Source organism: Sulfurimonas sp., assembly GCF_028714975.1.
In the GTDB taxonomy this organism is placed as follows: domain Bacteria; phylum Campylobacterota; class Campylobacteria; order Campylobacterales; family Sulfurimonadaceae; genus Sulfurimonas.
Window position 1 is genome coordinate 223,246 of record NZ_JAQTLH010000003.1, and the last position, 23,489, is coordinate 246,734.

A 23,489-nucleotide genomic window follows, 5' to 3' on the forward strand; every position below is an offset into this window, starting at 1 on the left:
ATTAGTTGTCTCTCTCTATTCTCTCAACAACACTTGCGTAAATTTTTGCTTTAGCAATATCTACTTTGTCGATTCTAACTTTTACATCTTCAAACAAAAGAGCATCCAAGCTGCGGGTAATAAAAAATCTTGCCCCCTGAAGCTCATCGTGAAGTTCGGCTTTTAATACAGGCTCGGTAGATACTATTCTAGCCTTAAACACATTTTCTAAATTTTCCTCTGCCCAACGAGCAAATTTTCTTGCCATAAACTCAACTTCTATCGTTGCCGCTTCTCTCTCTTTTTCACTAACACTAACACAGAGTGATTCTATATTTCTCAAAACATAAGAGCCTTCCATCGTGTCGTTATTATTAATAGCTTTTAACAGTCTATGGACAATTAAATCGGAATATCTCCTAATAGGCGATGTAAAATGCGTGTACTCTTCAAACCCTAACCCAAAGTGTCCGGCATTAATCGGCGCATATCTGGCTTGCATTTGAGATTGGATAATCAGGGTGTCTACTTCAGATGATAGCCCCATCTCTTTTGCCTGTTTTTGTATCTCGGTTATGGTCTCTTTAATGGATTTTTTTATATCTACAAACATTCCGATACCCGCCAACTCTTGGTAGAGGTTTTGAAGTTTAAGCTGATTTGGAGGTTCATGTATACGAAATATACCTCTTGAGAATCTTTTTGCAGCCTCTTTGTTCGCCAAAAGCATACAATCTTCTATTAAAGCATGTGACGGTGTCTCCTGTGCATAAGTAGTATGCGTTATATTGGAGTTTTCATCGATAAACATCTCAAGTTCGTGTGAGCGAAAATCATAACCGATTTTTAATCTTTTCGCCTTTAAAGCATCTGTAATTACCCTTAACTTAGATATATAATCAAAAATTTTCTCTTCATCACCGTTTTTGGCTGCTAAATTACCGTTAAAAAAATCATCTATCTCTTCATAGTTGAATCTTCTTTGCGAGTGTATGATTGCTTCATAAACTTTTGAGTCGCTTACTTCCAAAGAGTTAAGGTCTAGTTTCATCTCAAAAACATAAGAGAGTCTATCTACATGCGGCTGCAGCGAGCAGAGCGTCTCACTCAGCTGTCTTGGAAGCATCGGAATAGAGCGGTGAGGAAGATAGATAGAAAAACTTCTATATATTGCTTCATTGTCAATCGCCCCAAAAGGAGTAACATACTCGCTTACATCCGCAATTGCTACATAAAGAGTAGTCGTCTCCTCAACATAACAGATAGCATCGTCAAAATCTTTTGCAGTAACGGGGTCAATCGTGCAAAAAGGCAATTTTCTTAAATCAACTCTGGATGGGTAAAGTGAAGCATCGACTTCTTTAAATGATGAAGCAAGTTCCAAAACTTCTTGAGTAAATTCATCATGTTTATTAAACTGTGCAAGAACTATCTTTTCGTCAACGAGAGGATCTTTTATATTGCCAAGCCGCTCCATTATAGTGAAGTCTTGATTGTTGATTTTAAAAACATCGCCATCTTCGTACGAGTTTAGTTCGCTTTGGCTTATCTCGACTCCGGCAGGAAACTCCGTTTTTAAATCAATTAAAGATTTTTGACCCTCTTTTGAAACTATATAAGCTATGCTATAAGTTTGCGCTCTCCCTACAATCTCAACTATTTTGGCACTTGGGGTTCCTCTTTTGCCAAGAAGTCTTTGTGCAATAACAAGATCACCCTCTTTTGCTTTGATGGTTTCGACATCATCAATAAAAAGATCACGAACATACTCACCGATGACATTTAGATATGCAGTGCCGTTTTGAACAAGTCCCAATGTACCGGCACGATATTTTGAGTTAAATTTATATACATTCTCTTTTTTAGTAATGTACTCTTTTGCTAAAAAATCATTTACGGATTTTAGCTCATCGGGGGCAATATCTTGTTCACTCAGTCCATGAGTGAGTCTTATTAAGAGAAATTTCATTCTAAGCGTTAAGCGTTTTCTAACGCTTTATCAAAACTTTCCATATCAAGACCGTATTTAATAATTAACTCTTTTGCCGCAGCCGTGCTTGCATCGGTTATCACGCCGCTAATCGGTACTGCCGTGCGGACAACATGTAAAATTTGTGCAGATTTTCTAAACTCCTCTTTAGCCTTGTCCGGATTTTGACAGTTGCGTATAGTCTCAACAAGTCCTAACTCAAATCTCCAATGTTCAAAAATAGTAGCACTTACCTCCGGAGTATCTACTCCGACGACTTCTCTCTCGGCTGCTTCAATATCACCAAGAGCAGCTAGAGCGTCTTTAAATTTTTGCTCACTCTTATCGCTTATGATTTGTTGAGCAATTAAAACTTTACCGATTTCTACCAAAAATGCCGCCGGAGATAAAATACCCAGAAGTTTAGCCTCTTTTCTTAAGCACCATGCCGTTATTAAAGAGTGTTGTCTTTTTGAGAGCAGAGAGAATGCATCGCTGTTAATACCGTACGGAGACAAATCAAGAGAAAAACTCTTCTTTACGATGCTAGCAAGAGCAAAACCTCTTACCGTTCCCATGCCAAAGAGACCGACTGCCTGACTAATCGCATTTATTTCACGGCTAAAGCCATACAGAGGCGAATTTGCCGCTTTTAGAATATCCGCAGTTAAAAGAGGATCTCTCTCTAAAATCTTAATCATATCGTTAAAAGTGCTATTTGGGTCTTGATAAACAGACTCTATCTGCATTGCCGATTCCGGAAGCGGCGGAAGTTGTTTGATTTTTTTAAGTATCTCTTCAGTCATCTAATTCTCTCTTTTATCGACATATAATTTAGGTATATGATACATAGATGTTCATAAAAAAGTACTGAATATTTACAAATTATTGATACTATTTTCTTGATATTTAAAAAAAAGGAAAAACATGCAAACAGAAGCGATGCTGATACAACTAGGTTATGTGCCAAACGATGCTTTGATTAAACAACTTCAAAAAATTCAAGCCAACACTGAGGGCTACGAGAAGATACAAAAACATATTATGGATTTACATGATCATTTAAAAGTTGACGATTCTTATGTTGCTCTGTCAAATTCAAATGACTATTTTAAAATAAAAATAGATTCTTCAAGCCCAGAAATTGTGGAGGAAGCACACGAAAAAATTAAGCATTTCAGCGATAAATTTAAAGTAAAAGTAAATAAATTAGAAAATAAAAACACCTACTATATTTTAGGTTTCAACGCTTAGGTACTTTGAAATTGCAAGAGCCTATGAGTATAGAGGGTTATGACCTTCTCATTGAAGAGTTTAAGTTTTTACTAGAGGTTGAAAAACCTAAAGTTGCGCAGGAAAAATTAGTTGCCGCAGCTTTGGGAGACAGAAGCGAAAATGCTGATTATCAAGCGGCAAAAGAGAAACTTCGCCATATTGACAAAAGGCTTTTTTATCTAAACTCTATGATACAAAAATCTCAGATTATAGATCCATCGCAACTCTCACACAAAAGAGTAAGTTTTGGAAGCAGCGTAAAGATTGTAAATCTCCAAACGGATGAAGAAGAGAGTTACACGATTTGCGGTGTTTTGGAATCGGAACCCGAATATGGACTTATATCCGTGCACTCTCCTCTTGCTCGTGCGCTACTTGGCAAAGAGGTAGATGAACAGTTAAAAGTCCAACTTCCAAATGCGAAAAAAGAGTATGAAATATTAGAAATCTGCTATAAAAACATCTTTTCACTCAAAAAAAATATTCGTAAAAAGTCTGACTTTTCCTTTCATTAGATTTTTTTACCAACTATTTTTAGATATAATCCACCTTTAAAAACCAAATTTTTAGGATTCCCCGTGAGCCAACAACTAGAAAACATTGAAAAAGTACTCGCTTCACACAAGCTTTCAAGCGATGATTATGCGCATATTAAGCAGATTTTAGGGCGTGAGCCGAATTTAGTAGAGATAGGCATTTTTTCTGCAATGTGGAGCGAACACTGTAGTTATAAATCTTCAAAAATTCACTTAAGCGGATTTCCGACAAAAGCTCCATGGGTTATTCAAGGTCCGGGTGAAAATGCAGGTGTTATCGATATCGGGGACGGTTATGCTGCCGTGTTTAAGATGGAATCACACAATCACCCAAGTTTTATAGAGCCTTATCAAGGTGCAGCAACGGGTGTCGGCGGAATTATGCGCGATGTTTTTACCATGGGGGCGCGTCCTATTGCAAACTTGAATGCTCTTAGATTTGGAAATGTTTTAAGCGATGATAAGATTTCAGCTCATCAAAGATATCTTGTTCGCGGCGTAGTAGCGGGAATCGGCGGTTACGGAAACTGTATGGGAGTTCCTACTATCGGCGGAGAGACAAGTTTTGACGAATGTTATAACGGAAATATTTTAGTAAATGCTTTTACTCTAGGTCTTGCAAAATCAGATGAAATTTTTTACGGCAGAGCTGACGGTATAGGAAATCCTGTTATCTATGTCGGTGCGAAAACGGGACGGGATGGTTTAGGCGGAGCGGTTATGAGTTCGGACAGCTTTACGGAGGAGAGTAAATCTCTTCGTCCGACTGTTCAAGTGGGTGACCCGTTTACTGAAAAACTTCTGCTTGAAGCTTGTTTAGAGCTTTTTAAAACTGACCATGTCGTTGGTATTCAAGATATGGGTGCTGCAGGGCTTACATCTTCATCTTTTGAAATGGCAGGAAGAAGCGGCAGCGGTATGATTATGCACCTTGACCGTGTTCCTGCCCGCGAAGAGGGTATGACTCCGTATGATTTTATGCTCTCAGAATCTCAAGAGAGAATGCTTCTTTGTGCAAAAAAAGGCAGTGAAGCCGAAATTATTAAAATATTCCAAAAGTGGGATCTTGATGCTGCTGTTATCGGTGAAGTAACTGCAACCGGCAATATGGAACTTTTCTGGCACGGAGACAAAGTAGCGGATGTTCCCGTAAATCCTGTTAGCGAAGAAGCGCCTGTGTTAAAACGCCCGATGGTTCGTCCTGCGTACTTAGATAAAATTGCAGATGTGACCATCAATGATTTTCCTCGCGTCTCCAATCAAGAGGCATTTGAAAGATTGACAAAATCTATGGAAGTAGTCGATAAAGCGTGGATATATACTCAATATGACTCAATGGTACAGACAAATACTATCAAAAAAGGCGGTATGTTAGACGCTTCCGTTATCCGTGTAAAAGAGAACGGCAAAGCGCTTGCAATGTCGGCTGATTGTAATGTTCGCTACTGCTACATAGACCCAAAAGGCGGAGCGGCAGCAGCGGTAATCGAGAGCGGACGCAATGTTGCAATGAGTGGTGCTAGACCGCTTGCGATTACGGATTGTTTAAATTTCGGAAATCCTGAAAATCCTGAGGTTATGTGGCAGTTCGGCGAGAGTTGTTTGGGGATTAAAGAGGCTTGTGCGGCACTTACGACTCCGGTAATCGGCGGAAATGTTTCACTTTATAACGAAACAAACGGTGTCTCTGTTTTTCCTACTCCATCAATCGCAACGGTCGGCGTAAACGACGACGCACACAAAGTTTTGATGTCAAGTTTTCAAGAAGAGGGAAATGCTCTTTATCTCATAGGCGAAAGTAAGAGCGAATTTGGCGGATCACTTTACATGAAAGAGATTTGTGGAACCGTTGCCGGAAAACTTCCTGAGATTGACTATGAAAAAGAACTTTTCCTTTGGGATTTTGTAATAGAAGCAAACAAAAGAGGATTGTTAAAGTGTGCAAAAGATGCAAGCAGCGGCGGTGTTGCGATTGCTTTAGCTAAAATGTCGGCCGTGAGCGGTCTTGGATGCAGCGTTAGAATGTTGGTTGATGATGAAAGAGATATCTTTTCTGAGACTATGAGTCGTGCTATCGTAGAAGTTAGACAAGAAAATTGTGCAGCTTTTGAAACAATGAGCGGCGGCGGTATGATGTGTCAAAAAATCGGAACCGTAGGCGGAGATAAGATCAAAATCAACAATGTTGAGATGAGCATGAGTGAACTTCAAGATAACTACTTTAACACATTTAAAAGAGTGATTGAGAGAGATATCTAATCAACTGATGTTACGCACTAAAACGAACGCGTCCGTTTTAGTGGCAGGGACAAAATGTCCCTTGCGACCCCATAAAGCTACAAAAAACAAGTTTTTCGAGATTTACAGTATATTTTACGAATTTTTTTGCAAAAGTGCGTAAGGTCAGTAATCCACTTTCATATACTCAAGTGAAAAATCTCCTGAGATTCTCTTCTCAATGCTTGTTTTATAAGACGGTGCGATTGATGAAATATTTGCTATTTTTTCTAAAAGTTCTCTATATTTACTTGGATTTGCAAAAGCCCTGTTTGCGTCCAAGATAGACACTTTTGCTTCATCGTGCAAAAGAACTTCTACTTTATCACCCGCTTCTATAAAACCCTCTTCAAGAACTCGGTAGTACCATCCTGTTAAACCGCTTGTGTAAATTTCATTTGTAAACTTTTTATTGTTCCATCTTTTTGAGATTTTCCAGCAAGGTTTTCTAGGCTGAGAAACTTGTAAGACGGCAGAGCCTATCTTATGGATATCGCCTAAGCAGACACTACTCTCATGCGATCCCGAGATAGTAAGATTTTCCGCCAGTGCGCCAAAAGGAATGGTTTTTAAACCTAAAAATTTTGCCCAACTCTCATAATTTTCATAACTGTTTGCAAAAATCGCTTTTTCTTCTCCGCCGTGATGAACTCTATCGGCTACTTCATCACCGATAAAACCAACTTTGCCAGCCCAAACTTGCGTATCGACAATCTCTTTAAACGAGCCGCTTTCCCACTGCTTATCCAAAAAATCTTTTGAATCTTTATCGCCGTAAGATTTTACTTTGCCTATTTGAATAGAAACTATTTTGCCGCTCATGATTCATCCTTATAAAAAAGATATTTTAACAAAAAATTGAACTTTCTAAACAAACATAGATTGCTTCGTTGCTTTTCTTCTTTCAATAATCGTCAATTTAAAAAATTTTGAGTACAATACGCGAGATATTTTTTTTCATATAATTTTAAGTTAAGGCTTTTTCGCAGTTATGAACAATAAAACAACATATACAAAAATAACCGCTAAAATAATGCTCCTGACACTTATTTTTACTTTAATATGTGCTTTTGTATACGGAGAGTATATGAAAAAAAACGCTATATCCAGCCTTGCACATGTAGATGCCAAAAAAACAAGTATGTTGGTTTTTGAAAGTTTATACTCCGCTATGCAAAAAGGGTGGAACAAAGAGGATTTAAAAGAGATTATTATTAGATTAAACCGCGTAGATCCGTCTATGAAAGTTGATGTTTACAGAACAGATGCGGTATCTGAAATTTTCGGTGTTATAGAAAAAGATAAGCAAGCAATCGGCAAAAATGAAGATATACGAAAAGCTATGAGAGGTGAAGAGGTATTAAATATATCTAATTCTAATTTTATAAAGTACTACTATCCGGTTGTAGCAAAACAGGATTGTCTTAAATGTCATATAAATGCAAAAGCGGGTGAAGTGCTGGGCATTATAGATATATCGTACCCTGTAGATAATTTAAAAATATCGCTAGACGAGATGATAAACTTTTTTATAATATTTATCACTATATTTTCATTTGTAATTTTTATAGCAATTTTTATTGAATTTAACCAGTATATTATCAAGCCGATTAAAAACTTTTCAAATGTTATTCAAAGCATAACAAAATCGCATGATATGAAAAAAAGAGTAGAAGTTGAAGACAACATAGAGGAGATAGACTCCATAAAAGATGTTTTTAATACTATGCTTGACTCAATTGAGCATCAATTTTATTATGACGGCTTAACGGGCTTGGAAAATAGAAGAAGATTGACTGAAAAGTTAGAAGAAAAGAAGAATTCATTTTTGATGATTATAAATATAGACTCTTTTCAAGAGATAAACGATCTATACGGAAATGAAGCCGGTGATACAATATTGAAAGATTTTGCCGGATTTTTAAAAGAAAATATGTTTGGCGGCAATGCTTTGTACAGACTTCATTCGGACGAGTTTTCATATCTATGCGACAAGGGGATGGATATAGAAGAGTTCAAAATATTTGCTTCAATGTTAAGCGAAAAAATTTCACATAAAAATTTTAAGATTGACGGCAATAACGAAGTAAGCTTAAGTGCAACATTCGGTATCTCTTACGGATATGAAACACTGCTGGAAAATGCGGATATAGCCTTAAAAATTGCAAAGAAGAACAAAAAAGACTTTTTGGTATATGATGAAACTATGCATATGGTAAAGGAGTATGAAAAAAACTTTGAATGGACTAAGCGATTAAAAAAAGCAATAGAAGAAGATAAAATTGTTCCGCTGTTTCAGCCCATAGTAGATTGCAAAACGCAAGAGATTATAAAATATGAAGCATTAATTAGAATGGTTGATGCTAACGGGTCGTATATAGCGCCTATTCATTTTTTAGAACTTGCTAAGAAAAACAAACTTTATCACCAACTTACAAAAATAATGATTGAAAAAACATTTCAAAAATTTCAAAATCTACCCTACTCTGTATCAATCAATATCTCCGTTGAAGATATTTTAAACAAAGATGTAAATAAATTTATTATGGACAAGCTAAAAGAGAGCTCAATCGGCGAAAAAATAGTGTTTGAGATAATAGAATCCGAAGGCATAGAAAATTTTGACCAAGTTTTAGAATTTATAAACAGTGTTAAAAAATATGGAGTAAGAATATCTATAGATGATTTTGGAACGGGATACTCCAACTTTGATTATCTTATGAAATTGAAAGTAGATTATATAAAGATAGACGGCTCAATGATAAAGAGTGTAGATACGGACAATAATTCTCAAATGATTACCAAAACAATCGTAAATTTTGCTAAAAATATGGAAATTAAAACAATAGCAGAGTTTGTACACTCTAAAAACGTTTTTATGAAAGTTCAAGAACTTGAAGTCGATCTTTCACAGGGTTACTATTTTGGAGAACCTACCGATAATATCACTTAAACAAACCTACAAGTAATATTAGGGAGCCATATGCAATTTCATCGTGTCCATATTGAAGTTACAAATATTTGTGGACTTGCGTGTAGTTTCTGCCCGCCAAAAATAAACTCATCCAAAACAATGTCACTCCCGTTTTTTGAAGAGACCTTAAAACAGCTTCGCCCATATACAAAAACTCTCGCTTTTCATGTGATGGGCGACCCTTTAACACTCTCAAACCTAGAAGAGTATCTTGACATTTCCCAAAAATACGGGTTTGAAGTAGAACTAACGACAAGCGGCTACTATCTTGGCAAAACTAAACTCCAAACACTATTTCATGAGGCAGTCCGCCAACTAAATATCTCCCTAAACAGTTACAACAAAAACAGCCTAAATATGACATTTGACGAGTATATTAACTCTGTTTTGAATGTCTGCTTAGAAAAAGTGCAACATTACCCAAAACCGTTTATAAATCTGCGTCTTTGGAATCTTGACGATATTTGCAGTGAAGCCGAGTATAACAAGCTCTTATTTGAGAGACTAAGCTCTTTTTTTGACACTCCCATAGATACCGAAGAAATTTATAAAGATAAAATCAAATCAATTCGCCTTGCGCAAAAAGTGCTGTTACATTTTGATAGCTATTTTGAGTGGCCCTCACTCAATTCTACCCATGAGAGCGACGGAACTTGTTACGGCTTGAAATCGCACATCGGCATACTTGCAAACGGAACAGTCGTGCCGTGCTGCCTAGACGGCGACGGAATTATAGCTCTTGGCAATCTAAATAATACCCCGCTTAAAGATATACTAAACTCAAAAAGAGCGATAGATATGATTGATGGTTTTAAAGATGCAAAAGCCGTTGAAGAGCTTTGCAAAAAATGCAGTTATAAAGATAGGTTTTCAAGAACAACGCCAAATCAGCTATAATTTCAAATGTCAAAATTTAAAGTAATATCAGATTATCAACCTGCAGGTGACCAACCGACAGCCATAAAAACATTAAGTGATTCCATTCTAAAAGGTAACCGTTATCAAGCCCTAGAAGGAGTAACCGGAAGCGGTAAAACACACACTATGGCACGAGTTATAGAAAAAGTGCAGATGCCGACCATAATAATGACTCACAACAAAACTTTGGCTGCTCAGCTTTACAGCGAATTTCGTCAATTTTTTCCAAACAACCATGTTGAGTATTTCGTCTCCTATTACGACTACTATCAGCCTGAAGCTTACATACCCCGTCAAGACCTGTTTATAGAAAAAGACAGCGCTATAAATGATGAGTTAGAACGAATGAGGCTCTCATCTACCGCAAATCTTTTAAGCTATGATGATGTTATAGTAATAGCTTCCGTCTCCGCAAACTACGGCTTGGGTGACCCTGAAGAGTATGAAAATATGGTTCAATCCATCGCCGTCGGAGACACGATAGCTCAAAAAAAACTTCTGCTTCGTCTTGTAGAGATGGGTTATGCGCGCAACGACACATACTTCGACAGTGGGCATATTCGTGTGAACGGTGAGAGTTTAGATATTTATCCGCCATACTTTGAACAAGAAGCTATCCGTATAGAATTTTTTGGAGATGAGATAGAAGCTATATATACTTTTGATATCATTGACAACAAACGGCTTGAAGATCATAAAAAATTTACTATTTATGCAACTTCGCAATTCAGCGTAAGCCAAGAGAAGATGGCAGTTGCCATAAAGCGCATAGAAGAGGAGCTTGATGAGAGACTTGCATACTTTCAAAAAGAGGGAAAACTTGTCGAGTATCAGCGTCTTAAACAGAGAGTCGAGTTTGATTTGGAGATGCTGCAAACTACCGGAATGTGCAAAGGAGTTGAGAACTACTCAAGACTATTAACCGACAAAAAAATCGGTGAAGCCCCGTATACGCTGCTTGACTACTTTGAACTTCATCATAAAGATTATCTTGTCATTGTGGACGAATCACATGTTTCGCTTCCGCAATACCGCGGAATGTATGCAGGAGATCGTGCTAGAAAAGAGGTTTTAGTCGAGTATGGATTTCGTCTTCCAAGCGCACTCGACAACCGCCCTCTTATGATAGATGAGTATATAAACAAAGCTCCGCACTATCTTTTTGTTTCTGCTACACCGTCAAAATATGAGCTTGAACTCTCTGCCGTAACAGCTAAACAAATTATCCGCCCTACCGGACTTCTCGACCCTGTTTTAGAGATAAAACCCTCTACAAATCAAGTTGAAGATATACATGACGAGATAAAAAAAGTTATTGTAAAAAATGAGCGGGTTCTTATCACGGTACTAACAAAAAAAATGGCAGAAGCTCTTACAAAATACCTAGCGGATTTGGGGATAAAAGTAGAGTATATGCACTCAGACATCGACACTATACAGAGAAATCAGATTATCCGCTCACTTCGCCAAGGCGAGTTTGATGTTTTAATTGGCATAAATCTTCTTCGTGAGGGGCTAGACTTGCCCGAAGTTAGTCTTGTAGCCATTTTAGATGCGGATAAAGAGGGTTTTTTAAGAAGTGAGACTGCTCTTATTCAGACAATAGGAAGAGGTGCGAGAAATTCAAACGGCAGAGTAATTTTGTATGCAAACAAGATTACAGGCTCTATGCAAAGGGCGATTGATACGACTACCGCCAGAAGAGGGATGCAAGAGGAGTATAACAAAGCTCACAACATTATACCGACCACCACCATCCGTAAACTTGATGAAAATTTAAAAGTTGAGGATTATGGAGCTATTTACCAAAAACATAAAAAAATGGATAAAATACCGGCTTCAGAGAGAAAAGCGATAATAACGCAGCTCTCACTTAAAATGAAAGAGGCAGCTCGCGAACTCAACTTTGAAGAAGCGGCTCGTCTTCGCGATGAAATAGCAAAATATAAAAAACTCTAGAGTCTCGCAAAGTGTGAAGCTTTAGTGACTGAATAAAATCCGGATTAGTTCAGATTTTATGAGATTAAATAATAGGACAAAATATGGAAGATACTTTTAGCAATTTAGCGACTTACGGATATATAGGACTTTTTCTCTACTCACTCGGCGGCGGATTTGTAGCGATAGTAGCTGCAGGCGTTCTCTCTTACATGGGTAAAATGGATTTGGGATTATCGATTTTCATAGCTTTTGCGGCAAATGCAATGGGTAGTTTTTTACTTTTTTATATGGCAAGATATCAAAAAAGCATGATGATGGACGGACTGCGTGAGCATAGAAGAAAACTGGCACTTGCCCATATTTTACTCAAAAAAAATGATTCTTGGATTATAGTCGTTCAAAAATTTATCTACGGCATAAAAACTATCATTCCAATTACAATCGGGCTTACAAAATATGACTTTAAAAAGTTTGCATTTTTCAATATATTCGGAGCCGCTGCCTGGGCTTTGGTTTTTGGATTTGGAAGCTACTATTCGGGAGGTTTTTTGGTAACGCTGGCAGAAGCAGTAAGTGATAGACCTTGGATAGCGCCTATCGTTTTAGTAGTGTTTGGCGGAACTTTATGGCTATATATGACTCACGCCACAAAGAAAAAAGTTAAATAGACTTATTGCGTGACCTAGATCCTGAATCATACCCAAAGGGCACGCGAGTTCAGGATGAGAGAAACTCAAGAATCTCATCCTACTCTTCTATTTTCGGTCCCGCAGCAGAGTAGTCAAACTCGCTGTCTTCTTTTTGATATTTCTTAAAGTTTTTTATAAACATAGCAGCCAAAGTATCTCTTGTTTTATCAAAAGCATCTTTATCGCTCCAAGCATTTCTTGGATTTAATATCTCAGGATTTATGTCGCCTAAAGTTTTAGGAACATGCAGTCTAAATGTTTTTGTAGTGTCAAACTCACTATTTTTAATACTTCCGTCTAGTATGGCATTTATACAAGCACGAGTATCTTTAATACTCATTCTCTTTCCAACTCCGTATTTTCCGCCTGTCCAGCCCGTGTTGACAAGATAAACATTTACACCGTATTTGTCAATTTTTTCGCCCAAAAGTTTTGCATAAACAGTCGGATGCAGAGGTAAAAAAGCCTCTCCAAAACATGAGCTAAATGTTGCAACAGGCTCAGTTATCCCTCTTTCGGTTCCTGCAACTTTTGCAGTATAACCGCTTAAGAAGTAGTACATTGCTTGTTCGCGAGTAAGTTTAGAGACAGGAGGAAGAACGCCGAAAGCGTCTGCTGTTAAAAAGATTATATTTTCAGGGTGACCCGCACTAAGAGACGGCTCGTGATTTTGTATATGCTCTATCGGGTAAGAGACGCGGGTGTTTTCAGTTTTGCTTCCATCTTTATAATCTACTTCGCCGTCGCCGTGCAACACGACATTTTCAAGAAGAGCATTATCTTTTATAGCGCCGTATATCTCCGGCTCGCTCTCGCTGTCAAGGTTGATAACCTTGGCGTAACATCCGCCCTCAAAGTTAAATACTCCATCATCATCCCAGCCATGCTCATCATCACCGATAAGTCTTCTATGCGGATCTGTTGAGAGAGTTGTTTTTCCTGTTCCGCTAAGCCCAAAGAAAAGTGCGGTATCGCCTTCTTTGCCGACATTTGCAGAGCAGTGCATAGAGAGTTTGCCCTCAAGCGGTAACCAGTAGTTCATCATTGAAAAAATCCCTTTTTTCAACTCACCGCCGTACCATGTGCCGCCGATTATCGCTAAATTATTTTCAATATCAAAAAGTACGAACACTTCAGAGTTTAGCCCATGCTCTTTCCATTTTTCATTGACGGCTTTGCAAGCATTTAAAACGGTAAACTGCGGTTTAAAACCCTCTAGTTCCGATTCTGTAGGGCGAATAAACATATTTTTCACAAAATGCGCTTGCCACGCTATTTCGGTAATAAAACGGATAGATTTCTTTGAAGTTTCACTCGCACCGCTGTAAACATCCGTTACATACAAGTCTTTGCCTGAGAGTTGCTCTCTTGAAACATCCAAAAGTTCATTAAAAATTTCTTCACTGATTTTTTGATTTACATCGCCCCACGCAATATATTTGTTTGACGGATCGCGATCTACAAAATATTTATCTTTTGGGCTTCGACCCGTAAATATACCGGTATCTACGGCAGTAGCTCCTTTTTTTGTAAGAGCACACTCCCTTTTTTCTAATTCGTGTTCAATCAACTCGCCATAGCTAAGGTTATGATGAACCTTACCGATGTTCTTTAAACCAATATCTTCTAACTCTTTTAAGTTCATAACTTGCCTTATGGTACTTTTTAAAATAATGGTGAAAGTATACACTTTATAAACATAAATTAAAAGTAAATATCTCTTATGAATTAAGATTTTTAACAACTTTTTCACGTAGAAAGACAAATCAACTTATTTGATGATTTTTAGAAGTATCCTTTAAGTATTTTTTGATAAAATTCCACTCTTGCTCGCATAACTCAGTTGGTAGAGTGTTACCTCGACAAGGTAAAAGTCACTGGTTCGAGTCCAGTTGTGAGCACCACTCGTTTATAGATTTCGCACATACAAATCCGCTGCTAAAAGCCCACTGAAAATTGTACCCACCGAGTTCACCCGTTACATCGACTACTTCGCCTATAAAATATAGATTTTTCACATCCAAAGCTTCCATTGTGTATGGATTTAATTCGTTCGTTATAACTCCGCCACGAGAAACTTCAGCTTTGCTAAAACCGAAATTTCCTGCCGGTGCGAACTCGTAAGCGTGAATACGCACTAGCTTCTCTTTAATGTCACTACTGATTTTTTTACACTCCGTATCTTCTACATAAAGCGCTTCTAAAATTGCTTTTGAGAGCCTTTTTGGAAGAGGAATTACGGAGCTTAGTAGTTTTTTACTATCTTTGATAAGCTCTAAAATATTATTATTTGGTAAAAAATCTATTGCAATGTTTCCCTTTTGCCAGTAGAGTGATGCGGACAAAACTGCTGGTCCGCTTATGCCTTTGTGGGCAAAAAGAAGCTCCTCTTGTAAAATTTTATCGTTTACTTTTATATTTACAAGGCAGCTAAGTCCGCTTAACTCTTTCATCCAAAACTGCTCTTTTTGAACGGTTAATCCGACAAGTGCGGGGGTAAACTCTTTTACTTTTATGCCGAATCTCTTTGCAATCTCTAACCCGATATCGCTTGCACCCAAATCCTTGTAACTTTTACCGCCCGTTGCGACTACAACATTTTTCGCCCTCAAAATACCCTTTGAAGTTTTTACTTCAAAGATATCATCACTTTTTTTAACTTCTAAAATATCTCTATCTAAAAGCATATCTACCTGCTTCGTAGCTCTTTTAAAAACATTTATAATTTCATCGGAAGAATCTTTGCAAAAGTAGTAGCGATCTTTACGGACAACCGGTTCTACACCGTTTATCCGTAGATAGTTTAACAAATCTTCTTTGGAGAAAGCATCTAAGACATTTGATATAAATTCGCTATCGCCGTCATAGTTATACTCGCTTACTTCTACATTTGTAACATTGCACTTTGAGCCGCCCGAGATTTTTAGCTTCACGGCAATTTTGCCATTGACATCTACAATGCCTACACTTAACTTTTTATCTAAATGTGAAGCGCACATAAGAGAGCTTGCACCTGCACCGAGTATTAAAACATCATATATTTTCATATTTGTATTATAACATTAGAGTTCTTGTAAAACTGTATAAATTAGATTCTGAGTCAAGCCCAGAATAACGAAGTTACTATATCCTTGTCACCCTGAACTTGATTCAGGGTCTAGTCTTACAAGACATTTATTAGATATAATACGATTTAAATTTTAGATTCCAAATAACCGTAGGAAATGCCTTTGGTGCAAGTTTGGAATGACACAATAGGCATAAAATGGGCAACAAACTTCACATAGTATCTCTGGGATGCACAAAAAATCTAGTCGACACGGAAGTTATGATGGGTAAACTTCAAAACTTCACGCTAACCGACAATCAAGAAGAAGCCGATGTTATCATCGTAAATACCTGCGGTTTTATAGATGCTGCAAAACAGGAGTCAATAAACACTGTTTTAAATCTTCATGACAGTAGAAAAGAGGACTCTGTTTTAGTAATGGCAGGATGTCTGAGCGAGAGATACAAAGAAGAACTTAGTAAAGATATGCCCGAAGTTGATATCTTTACGGGTGTCGGCGATTATGACAAAATCGATGAGCTTTTAGTTGAGAAAAAGAGCCGTTTTTCTGAAGCCGTTTATCTTATCGACGGTGCAGAGCGTGTAGTAACAGGTTCAACATATCACGCTTATATAAAACTCTCTGAAGGTTGTAACCAAACTTGTAGTTTCTGTGCTATCCCGTCTTTTAAAGGTAAGCTAAACTCAAGAACTCTTGACTCAATCGCTAAAGAGGTTGAGGGGCTTGTCGCAAAAGGATACTGGGATTTTTCATTTGTATCGCAAGACAGCAGTTCGTTTTTGCGAGATCAAAATGTAAAAGACGGGCTTAGCCTGCTTATCCAAAGAATAGAGCTGATTGAGGGTGTTAAAAGTGCAAGAATCCTTTATCTCTACCCGTCTACGACGACTATTTCACTGCTAAAAAACATAGCAAAAAGCGAGATCTTTCATAACTATTTTGATATGCCGATTCAGCACATTAACGACGATATGTTAAAGCTTATGAAGAGAGGTTTCGGCAAAAAACAGACGCTTGAACTCTTAGAGTTTATGAGAGCGCTTCCTAACTCTTTTGTGCGAACCAGTTTCATTGTCGGACATCCGCAAGAGAGCCAAGAGATGTTTGACGAGATGTGTGAATTTGCCGCAAATTTCGGATTTGACCGTATAAATGTATTTGCATACTCCGATGAAGAGACAACTCCGGCACATGAGATGAATGAGAAAATTCCTGCTAAAGTTATCAACAAAAGAGCCGAAATTTTAGGAAAAATCGCCTCTAAATGTATGGAAAAGTCTCTTAAAAATGAGCTAGGCAAAGAGGTTAAAATCGTAATTGACGGTGAGAGCGAAGAGCATGAGTATCTTTTAAGCGCAAAAGAGCTTATCTGGGCACCTGAAATTGACGGTGAAATCTATGTAAATGACAGAACAAGTGACGAAGAACTTGCGTTTGGCAAAATTTATAGAGCAAAAATCACCGATATACTAGGAAATATTTTAACTGCGACAGTAGAGAATGCTTGAAAAAAAAATACTCTCAAAACTCAAAGATAAAAAAAATCTTTTAGCATTCTCAGGCGGAGCAGATTCGACTGCTCTGTTTTTTCTTCTTCTAAAACATAACATTCCCTTTGACATAGCCATCGTCGATTACAACATCAGAGAGCAGAGCAAAGCCGAAGTTGCTTATGCGCTAGAGTTGGCTCGCACTCACAATTTAATATGCCATCTTCACAATGCAAAAAAAGTTGAACAAAACTTTGAAGCAAAAGCACGAGAGATAAGATATAATTTTTTTGAAGAACTGATTTTAAAACATAACTACGACAATCTCTTAACGGCTCACCATCTCGGAGATAGGTTTGAGTGGATGCTTATGCAGTTTCGCAAAGGTGCGGGATGTGCTGAGATTGCAGGGATGCAAAAAGAGCAAAACAGAGGTTTTTACACACTCATCCGCCCCCTGCTCCATCTGGATAAAAAAGAGCTTTTGGCATATCTTCATGCGAACAAAAAAGTATACTTTGAAGATGAGAGTAACTTTGATGAAGATATAAAGAGAAACTCCTTTAGACACAACTACTCTCTTCCTCTTTTGGAGAAGTATCTGGGCGGAATCAAAAAGAGTTTTGACTATCTTGATGAAGACAGAAGCCAACTCATAGAAGCCATAGAGATAAAAACAATTGATGAGTTTGCATACTTCAAAAGCTCGCACAACAAAAGAGCCGACATTTTTGCGATAGATAAATACCTAAAATCCCAACTCTATATGTTAAGCGCATCTGAGAGAGAACTTTTAAAAACCAAAACAACTCTGATAGTCGGCAGGAAATTTTTAGTTGTTCAAGACGGGCATTTTGCCTTTATAGCACCGCTTTTAGATGAAAAAGCAGATATGTCCCACAAGTTTAAAGAGGAGTGCAGAGTTTTAAAAATAGAGCCAAAACTTCGTCCCTACCTATACAAAAACCAAGATGCTTTTTTAAAAGTAAAAGAATTACTTACTGCTATTTGACTCTTTAGCGTTATTGTAAACTCTCATAGTAAAAGTAGAGCTAATCATCTCACCATCTCTTTTAAAATTTATGGGAAAATTAACCGCTATCATCCAATCGCTTTTATTTAAAGTATCTAAAAAATTATAAAAACTCTTAGGCGAGCTTATCTTGGAAGTCGTATTTACCTCATAAACACTGAAACCTTCTTCATCCTCAAGCTTACTCTTTTTAGAAACGCTTAAAGAGCTAAAAAAACCTTTATGCTGTTTTTCAAATCTATCTGCACTAAACTCTGTCTCAAAAGCGGTTATTATATGTACATTGTCATTTTGAAACTTTTGAAGAGTTACCTCTTTTTCAATAGAAAAATCAGAGAGTTGTTTTAACTCAAGATTCTCTTTTTTAAGTTCACTCTTTTTGATTCTGTACTCTTTACCCTTTGGAATCAAAACGGCAAATGAAAATGCCAAAACAAATATAAGTAAAAATATACAAAGTGCAAAAAGGTAGATAGTTTGTCTGGAGAAATTAATTTTCATTGCTTAACTCCTCTTCGTTGTCTATATAGTTTGTAGAAACAAATCTCAACCAACCGTTATCTGCCGGATAAAAGCTGCTATATGTTCTATGAAAAATTGAACGCAAAGGCGCTTGGAGCATAAAGTTATATACATCTTTGTTTGGTGTTATTCCGTAGAGGATAAGAGCATTTTCCATTATTTTTGCTTCTGTAAGAGTTATTCTGTTTGGAACTAAGTCAAACAGGTTATTAATACTGTCTCTTAAGACAATGTTTTTTGTAAATATTTTCTCAGATAACGAAATCTGCTTCTCTATAGCTGCAATTTGATTTTCCATTTTCGGAATATTTGTGCGATACTCATTTTTTTGCGACTTTATATCGGTCATCTCTTGTGTGAATCTATTATCTTGAAAAATCAAAAAGGCATATGTACTAAAAAGCATAAAAAGAGTAACACTAAAGAAGATAAAAAGCAACTGTATCTCTTTAGTGAAAATCGTTTTTTTTCTTGGGTTTATGTAACTATATCTCATTTGCCTCTGCCTTTGCAATGTCACATAATGAGATACATAAATCTATTTTTCTTATATATACGCTTAAAAACATCTCCTCTTCCAGATAACTCTTAAGATCAGGGCTTACACCTATGCCATCGGCTATATAAATAGTCTCAATAAACTTGCTGTCATACTTGGAATCTTTATAAAAAGTGTTTAATGCGCTTTGTATCAATGAAAATCTCTGATAATCCTCACTGAATCCCTCATGTGAGGTATCAACTTTTTTCTCAACCGCCTGCTCAACCTCTTGCGCTTCGGAAAACTCATCCAATACATCATTCTCATCCAACTCTTCAATGTTTGCAAAATCATCAAACACCATAGAATCATTCTCCAAATTTACCTCTTCTAGATTAATACCTTCAAGTTCATCCTCTTCCGGCGACTCCATATGAAGATCTTCATCCTTATGGTTTTTCATATCCAAATACTCTGCATACAAAAGTTTTGAGTTGTTAAAAACTGCAAAAGAGAGATAGCCGTCTTCAACTAAAACAAACATTGATAATGTAGTGTCTATTTTATCTTTAAAGAAGTTTGCCATCATAACAAAAGGTGAAAAAATAAAATCAACACCGATAGTTCTATACTCATATTTAATAGCTTCTAAATCATATTCCGATGTATAAAACGCCCAATCTTTAGAAAAACACCTATACTCGGATGAGTTAATATCGCAATATCTACCCATCTCGTTAGTCACACATGTCGGAATAGCTCCCTGAAGCGGAGATTTATCTAAAACTGATATATAACAAAACGGGGACTCTTTTGCGTATGTTTGTATAAAGTCATACATTTTAGAATTTATTGTCGTCGTCTCAAAATTTCTACGAACACTCTGCAAAACTTCCTTTTTAGAACACACCTCAACATACACGGTAGTCTGCAAATTTTCAACAATAATATTTATAAAAACTTTTGTATATAAAGATTTTAATAAATTAGTTATCATTTTTCACCGACTCCACAAAGAGGGTGAGCCGTATTGTAGTTTTGTTGTTTCAATGCACTGCCCAATTTTGTATATATTTGCGTCGTCGCCATAGACGAATGCCCCAGCAATTCACTAACATCGGCAATCGGCGCACTACCGTTTAATAACTGCGATGCATAAGAGTGACGAAGTTGATGAGGAGTAACTTTAAGCCCGACTCTTCTAAAGACTTTTATAATAATATATCTTAGACTGTTTTGGCTTAATTTTTCGCCATTTTTCTCAAAAACAAATCTTTTTTGCGTTGATATACTGAAATATTCATCCAACAATTTTTTTGTCTGAGCCAAAAGCGGAATATCTCTTTGTTTATTACCCTTTCCTACTACCCTAACCCATTCATCAGAGATATTGCTTATTTCTAACGATGCCAGTTCTGATATTCTAAGCCCAAGAGTATAAAAAAGCGCTACAACCAATCTTTCTATAGGCTCACCGCAAGAGAGAGCCTCAAGGATATGTTTATGAGAAATCGGTTTTGGAAGAGTTTTAGCGATTTTAACGCTCTCATCGGCTTTTACTATAACTGCCGTATCGTTATCGTTAAGATAACTCACAAAAGAGCGAATTGCACTAAGTTTTTTACTGATTGTTTTTGGATTGAGCGAAGAAATTTTTATACGGTAAGGCATTAGATTAAAGAGCAGATGCTTATCTTCCTGAATGATTTCTATATGCAGCAATGCTTCTTTTAGAGATTCATCGTAACTCTTGATAGTCAAATCAGAGTACCCTCTTATATCTTCAAGATATGTTAAGAACTCTTTAACTTTAGCTTCTATTGACTTTTTCAAAGAGTTTCTCGTTTTTTTTATAGCACTCCGCCGATTTAGATTTCATGTTTTAAGAGTCCCTCTTTAATTAAAATCTTTGCCTCTTGCACATCTAAAGAAGCCACATCTATCGGAAGCGTAGAGTAGTAGTTTAGCGTTCCAAACGGCTTTGGAATAGTAAATTTATCCCAACTCTTAAACTGCCAAAACTTAGTAGGCTTTATCTCAACCAGCACTATTTTAGCATTAGCTTTTTGCGCCATAGCTATAATGCCGTCTGCAACTTCATGTCTTGGACCTTTTGGACCATCAGGCGTAATTCCTATGTCATAACCCTCTTTTAATGCTCTTATGCCCTGCATTAGAACTCTGGTTGCATTTCTATTGGTTGAGCCTGCTATTGTCCCAAGTCCAAAATATTTTATAGTTTTAGAGATTAACATCCCGTCAAAATGGCTTGATATCAAAACTTTTGCATGTGGAGTTTTTCTATATTTGGAGTATAGGTAAGGAAGCATCAAAAGTTCACCGTGCCAGCAAGCAAAAATAATAGGTTCATCCCCTACACTTGGCGGAGAGTGAAACTTTTTTTTGTTTGTTGCATATATCAGCCTGATAATTACAGATGCGATAAAAGGCACGATAATAAGTGCTAATGCGCGAAATAGCTTTTTAAGCAACAACTTCTCCGGTTAAAATTGTTCTGCCGATTTCGGTGATTTTTACATCTCTAAATTGACCTAAAAGTTCATCTGAACCTTTGACTTTTATAACCAGATTATTATCACTTCTACCGCTTACAAAATAGCCTTGATTTAAATCTTCAAAATAGACGTTATAAACTTTACCCAAATGAGTCTGGTTTTTTTCGTCTAAGATATCCGTATGAAGGTTTTGAAGTGTCGTGAGCCTAAAGGAAGCCACATCTTCATCTATGACATTTGTAAAATGTTCAGCCTCAGTCTCCGGTCGCGGAGAGTACTTAAACGAAAATATCTGATCAAATCTAACACGCTTCATAACATCAAGCGTATCTTGGAAATCTTCATCGCTCTCACCCGGAAATGCGACGATTATATCGGTAGACAAACTGACATCGGGACATACTGTCTTAAGTTTTTCGACTCTATTTAAAAACCACTCTTTCGTATATCCGCGCTTCATATCTTTTAAAACTTTTGTCGAGCCGCTTTGAAGCGGCATATGCATTGATTTACAGATTTTAGGATTTTTTGCAAACTCTTCGATAAACTCATCGTCCATATGAAACGGATGTGGCGATGTAAAACGGATTCTCTCTAAGCCATCTATACTGCTAAGTCTTTTTAAAAGTTCCGTGAAATTTACCTTCTCATGCTCTCCCGAAAAACGGCGGCCGTAATTGTTTACATTTTGCCCCAAAAGAAAAAGTTCTCTTGCTCCAGCATTAACCGCTTTTTGCGCTTCACGCAAAATAAGCTCTGTCGGGATAGATATCTCGTCTCCGCGCGTTTTTGGAACTATGCAGTATGTACAAGATTTATCACATCCTATTGAGATATTTATATACGCTTTATACGGGGATGTTCTAAAATCATTAAAAGCAAATTCGCTCTCATCATAGTTTATATCTATCTCAACGGCTTTATCTTTATGTAAAACCTCTGCAATCTTAGATACATTTCTCGCACCCAAAACAAAACTTACATATGATGCTCTTTTGATTATCTCTTCGCCGAGATGTGATGCGGTACAACCGCAAACACCTATCTTAGCTCCCTCTTTTTTCTTTTTGTTAAAAACTCCAAGCTCTGAGAAGAGTTTTGCAACCGGCTTTTCTCTAACTGAACATGTATTTATCAAAATAAGGTCGGCGCTTTTTAAATCATCGGTAGTCTCATACCCCTCTTTTTCTCGCAACTCGGCAATAATATGCTCACTGTCGCGGGAGTTCATAGCACAGCCCAGCGTTTCAATAAATAGTTTTTTCGACACCGTGAAATCTCAGTTTATGATATGAACTTGGTACATATACTCACTGTCGGCGAGTCCATACTTAACCTCGTTCATATAAAAGCTTTTTCCTTTTGCTTCAAAATAGTCTTGAAGTTCTAGTAAATCTTTATGTGAATTTTCTCTATCAAAATAAAAAATAACGCTATCATCTTTTTCAAGACTAGCCTCTATTTTTGCCAATTCTGCTTTTTTCGGTTTTGCGGTAATATCTGTTCTTGCAAATTTTAAATCCATAATTTATCCTTTTTATTTTAATTTAAACGATGTCGAAAGTAATTCCGCCACCTACGCTAGCCGCTATGGCACTAAAGCTTGACGCATAAAGCGTCAGAAAAGCCCACTCTACTTTTCTTGCATTATAGTAAAACTCTACTAAAAATCGTATTAAAGATGATTTTATGCTATTTTGGTATAATGTCATAACTTCATAAGAAATCCCTATATTTTTTAACACTGTTTTTTTATGAGACAACCCTGTACAAGGATACAATAATGGAAAAAATTTTAGATATAGTCGAAGCAATTGC

The 23,489-nt window shown here is 37.0% G+C and carries 22 protein-coding genes and 1 tRNA gene; 10 read left to right on the forward strand and 13 right to left on the reverse strand.

Annotated elements, in window-relative coordinates; genetic code table 11:
* Position 1 precedes the first annotated feature (1 nt).
* Positions 2 to 1,948, reverse strand: a complete 1,947-nt coding sequence (locus tag PHQ93_RS04515) for a ribonuclease R family protein (RefSeq protein ID WP_299941396.1) — start codon at positions 1,946 to 1,948, stop codon at positions 2 to 4.
* A gap of 8 nt (positions 1,949 to 1,956) precedes the next feature.
* Entirely contained in the window at positions 1,957 to 2,754 is a 798-nt protein-coding gene (locus tag PHQ93_RS04520; RefSeq protein ID WP_299941399.1) for an HDOD domain-containing protein, read from the reverse strand.
* Positions 2,755 to 2,875: 121 nt separating this feature from the next.
* Between PHQ93_RS04520 and PHQ93_RS04525 the strand changes: the two genes are divergently transcribed.
* The 3 genes from PHQ93_RS04525 to purL all read left to right on the forward strand — a co-directional run bounded on the left by PHQ93_RS04525 (position 2,876) and on the right by purL (position 6,018).
* Positions 2,876 to 3,202, forward strand: coding sequence for a hypothetical protein (locus PHQ93_RS04525; protein ID WP_299941402.1), 327 nt, complete (start codon positions 2,876 to 2,878; stop codon positions 3,200 to 3,202).
* Between the two features lie 11 nt (positions 3,203 to 3,213).
* Positions 3,214 to 3,738 carry a transcription elongation factor GreA gene (greA, locus tag PHQ93_RS04530; protein WP_299941405.1) on the forward strand — a complete coding sequence of 175 codons (525 nt, stop codon included), beginning with the start codon at positions 3,214 to 3,216 and terminating at the stop codon, positions 3,736 to 3,738.
* A gap of 63 nt (positions 3,739 to 3,801) precedes the next feature.
* Positions 3,802 to 6,018, forward strand: a complete 2,217-nt coding sequence (gene purL, locus PHQ93_RS04535; RefSeq protein ID WP_299941408.1) for a phosphoribosylformylglycinamidine synthase subunit PurL — start codon at positions 3,802 to 3,804, stop codon at positions 6,016 to 6,018.
* A 144-nt stretch (positions 6,019 to 6,162) separates the two neighbouring features.
* Here purL and PHQ93_RS04540 read toward each other — a convergent pair whose 3' ends face one another.
* Positions 6,163 to 6,858 carry an MOSC domain-containing protein gene (locus PHQ93_RS04540; protein ID WP_299941411.1) on the reverse strand — a complete coding sequence of 232 codons (696 nt, stop codon included), beginning with the start codon at positions 6,856 to 6,858 and terminating at the stop codon, positions 6,163 to 6,165.
* 265 nt (positions 6,859 to 7,123) lie between these two features.
* Between PHQ93_RS04540 and PHQ93_RS04545 the strand changes: the two genes are divergently transcribed.
* The 4 genes from PHQ93_RS04545 to PHQ93_RS04560 all read left to right on the forward strand — a co-directional run bounded on the left by PHQ93_RS04545 (position 7,124) and on the right by PHQ93_RS04560 (position 12,537).
* Positions 7,124 to 8,989: an EAL domain-containing protein gene (locus PHQ93_RS04545; protein ID WP_299941414.1), complete on the forward strand. Its 1,866-nt coding sequence runs from the start codon at positions 7,124 to 7,126 to the stop codon at positions 8,987 to 8,989.
* Between the two features lie 30 nt (positions 8,990 to 9,019).
* Positions 9,020 to 9,907, forward strand: a complete 888-nt coding sequence (locus PHQ93_RS04550; protein WP_299941417.1) for a radical SAM/SPASM domain-containing protein — start codon at positions 9,020 to 9,022, stop codon at positions 9,905 to 9,907.
* A gap of 6 nt (positions 9,908 to 9,913) precedes the next feature.
* On the forward strand, positions 9,914 to 11,887 hold the full coding sequence (gene uvrB / locus PHQ93_RS04555; RefSeq protein ID WP_299941420.1) for an excinuclease ABC subunit UvrB: 1,974 nt from the start codon (positions 9,914 to 9,916) through the stop codon (positions 11,885 to 11,887).
* Positions 11,888 to 11,970: 83 nt separating this feature from the next.
* Positions 11,971 to 12,537 (forward strand): DedA family protein, encoded by a 567-nt coding sequence (locus PHQ93_RS04560; RefSeq protein ID WP_299941423.1) that lies wholly within the window; start codon positions 11,971 to 11,973, stop codon positions 12,535 to 12,537.
* 79 nt (positions 12,538 to 12,616) lie between these two features.
* On the opposite strand, the gene pckA is transcribed toward PHQ93_RS04560, so the two are convergent.
* Positions 12,617 to 14,203 carry a phosphoenolpyruvate carboxykinase (ATP) gene (gene pckA, locus PHQ93_RS04565; protein WP_299941425.1) on the reverse strand — a complete coding sequence of 529 codons (1,587 nt, stop codon included), beginning with the start codon at positions 14,201 to 14,203 and terminating at the stop codon, positions 12,617 to 12,619.
* A 183-nt stretch (positions 14,204 to 14,386) separates the two neighbouring features.
* On the opposite strand from pckA, the gene PHQ93_RS04570 reads away from it, so the two are divergent.
* Positions 14,387 to 14,462 (forward strand) — tRNA-Val (locus PHQ93_RS04570).
* Here PHQ93_RS04570 and PHQ93_RS04575 read toward each other — a convergent pair.
* Complete coding sequence (locus tag PHQ93_RS04575) at positions 14,433 to 15,605, reverse strand: aminoacetone oxidase family FAD-binding enzyme (protein WP_299941426.1); 1,173 nt, start codon at positions 15,603 to 15,605, stop codon at positions 14,433 to 14,435. The genes PHQ93_RS04570 and PHQ93_RS04575 overlap by 30 nt on opposite strands.
* 218 nt (positions 15,606 to 15,823) lie before the next feature.
* On the opposite strand from PHQ93_RS04575, the gene rimO reads away from it, so the two are divergent.
* Both rimO and tilS read left to right on the forward strand, forming a co-directional pair.
* Entirely contained in the window at positions 15,824 to 17,137 is a 1,314-nt protein-coding gene (gene rimO / locus PHQ93_RS04580; RefSeq protein WP_299941428.1) for a 30S ribosomal protein S12 methylthiotransferase RimO, read from the forward strand.
* Positions 17,130 to 18,131, forward strand: a complete 1,002-nt coding sequence (gene tilS / locus PHQ93_RS04585) for a tRNA lysidine(34) synthetase TilS (RefSeq protein WP_299941430.1) — start codon at positions 17,130 to 17,132, stop codon at positions 18,129 to 18,131. The genes rimO and tilS overlap by 8 nt, the downstream gene beginning before the upstream one ends.
* Here the strand turns inward: tilS and PHQ93_RS04590 are convergent.
* The 8 genes from PHQ93_RS04590 to PHQ93_RS04625 all read right to left on the reverse strand — a co-directional run.
* Entirely contained in the window at positions 18,114 to 18,653 is a 540-nt protein-coding gene (locus PHQ93_RS04590) for a hypothetical protein (RefSeq protein ID WP_299941433.1), read from the reverse strand. The two genes, tilS and PHQ93_RS04590, sit on opposite strands and share 18 nt — an antisense overlap.
* A complete protein-coding gene (locus PHQ93_RS04595; protein ID WP_299941435.1) occupies positions 18,643 to 19,170 on the reverse strand; it encodes a hypothetical protein in 528 nt (175 codons plus the stop codon). Before PHQ93_RS04595 ends, PHQ93_RS04590 begins: the two co-directional genes overlap by 11 nt.
* The gene (locus PHQ93_RS04600; RefSeq protein WP_299941437.1) at positions 19,160 to 20,152 is read right to left on the reverse strand and encodes a hypothetical protein; all 993 of its coding nucleotides are present in this window, start codon (positions 20,150 to 20,152) and stop codon (positions 19,160 to 19,162) included. The genes PHQ93_RS04595 and PHQ93_RS04600 overlap by 11 nt, the downstream gene beginning before the upstream one ends.
* Entirely contained in the window at positions 20,149 to 20,988 is an 840-nt protein-coding gene (locus PHQ93_RS04605) for a tyrosine-type recombinase/integrase (protein WP_299941439.1), read from the reverse strand. Before PHQ93_RS04605 ends, PHQ93_RS04600 begins: the two co-directional genes overlap by 4 nt.
* Before the next feature lie 35 nt (positions 20,989 to 21,023).
* On the reverse strand, positions 21,024 to 21,647 hold the full coding sequence (locus tag PHQ93_RS04610) for a lysophospholipid acyltransferase family protein (RefSeq protein WP_299941441.1): 624 nt from the start codon (positions 21,645 to 21,647) through the stop codon (positions 21,024 to 21,026).
* Positions 21,640 to 22,941, reverse strand: a complete 1,302-nt coding sequence (miaB, locus tag PHQ93_RS04615) for a tRNA (N6-isopentenyl adenosine(37)-C2)-methylthiotransferase MiaB (protein WP_299941443.1) — start codon at positions 22,939 to 22,941, stop codon at positions 21,640 to 21,642. The genes PHQ93_RS04610 and miaB overlap by 8 nt, the downstream gene beginning before the upstream one ends.
* 9 nt (positions 22,942 to 22,950) lie before the next feature.
* Complete coding sequence (locus PHQ93_RS04620; protein ID WP_294880132.1) at positions 22,951 to 23,196, reverse strand: HP0268 family nuclease; 246 nt, start codon at positions 23,194 to 23,196, stop codon at positions 22,951 to 22,953.
* Between the two features lie 22 nt (positions 23,197 to 23,218).
* A partial coding sequence (locus PHQ93_RS04625) for a hypothetical protein (protein ID WP_299941446.1) occupies positions 23,219 to 23,489 on the reverse strand: 271 nt, incomplete at its 5' end.

Excerpts from the sequence above, each read along its gene's own strand:
- PHQ93_RS04515 (WP_299941396.1), bottom strand. The coding sequence starts at position 1,948 with ATGAAATTTCTCTTAATAAGACTCACTCATGGACTGAGTGAACAAGAT.
- PHQ93_RS04520 (WP_299941399.1), bottom strand. The coding sequence starts at position 2,754 with ATGACTGAAGAGATACTTAAAAAAATCAAACAACTTCCGCCGCTTCCG.
- PHQ93_RS04525 (WP_299941402.1), top strand. The coding sequence starts at position 2,876 with ATGCAAACAGAAGCGATGCTGATACAACTAGGTTATGTGCCAAACGAT.
- PHQ93_RS04540 (WP_299941411.1), bottom strand. The coding sequence starts at position 6,858 with ATGAGCGGCAAAATAGTTTCTATTCAAATAGGCAAAGTAAAATCTTAC.
- PHQ93_RS04545 (WP_299941414.1), top strand. The coding sequence starts at position 7,124 with ATGAAAAAAAACGCTATATCCAGCCTTGCACATGTAGATGCCAAAAAA.
- PHQ93_RS04550 (WP_299941417.1), top strand. The coding sequence starts at position 9,020 with ATGCAATTTCATCGTGTCCATATTGAAGTTACAAATATTTGTGGACTT.
- uvrB (WP_299941420.1), top strand. The coding sequence starts at position 9,914 with ATGTCAAAATTTAAAGTAATATCAGATTATCAACCTGCAGGTGACCAA.
- PHQ93_RS04560 (WP_299941423.1), top strand. The coding sequence starts at position 11,971 with ATGGAAGATACTTTTAGCAATTTAGCGACTTACGGATATATAGGACTT.
- pckA (WP_299941425.1), bottom strand. The coding sequence starts at position 14,203 with ATGAACTTAAAAGAGTTAGAAGATATTGGTTTAAAGAACATCGGTAAG.
- PHQ93_RS04575 (WP_299941426.1), bottom strand. The coding sequence starts at position 15,605 with ATGAAAATATATGATGTTTTAATACTCGGTGCAGGTGCAAGCTCTCTT.
- rimO (WP_299941428.1), top strand. The coding sequence starts at position 15,824 with ATGGGCAACAAACTTCACATAGTATCTCTGGGATGCACAAAAAATCTA.
- tilS (WP_299941430.1), top strand. The coding sequence starts at position 17,130 with ATGCTTGAAAAAAAAATACTCTCAAAACTCAAAGATAAAAAAAATCTT.
- PHQ93_RS04590 (WP_299941433.1), bottom strand. The coding sequence starts at position 18,653 with ATGAAAATTAATTTCTCCAGACAAACTATCTACCTTTTTGCACTTTGT.
- PHQ93_RS04595 (WP_299941435.1), bottom strand. The coding sequence starts at position 19,170 with ATGAGATATAGTTACATAAACCCAAGAAAAAAAACGATTTTCACTAAA.
- PHQ93_RS04600 (WP_299941437.1), bottom strand. The coding sequence starts at position 20,152 with ATGATAACTAATTTATTAAAATCTTTATATACAAAAGTTTTTATAAAT.
- PHQ93_RS04620 (WP_294880132.1), bottom strand. The coding sequence starts at position 23,196 with ATGGATTTAAAATTTGCAAGAACAGATATTACCGCAAAACCGAAAAAA.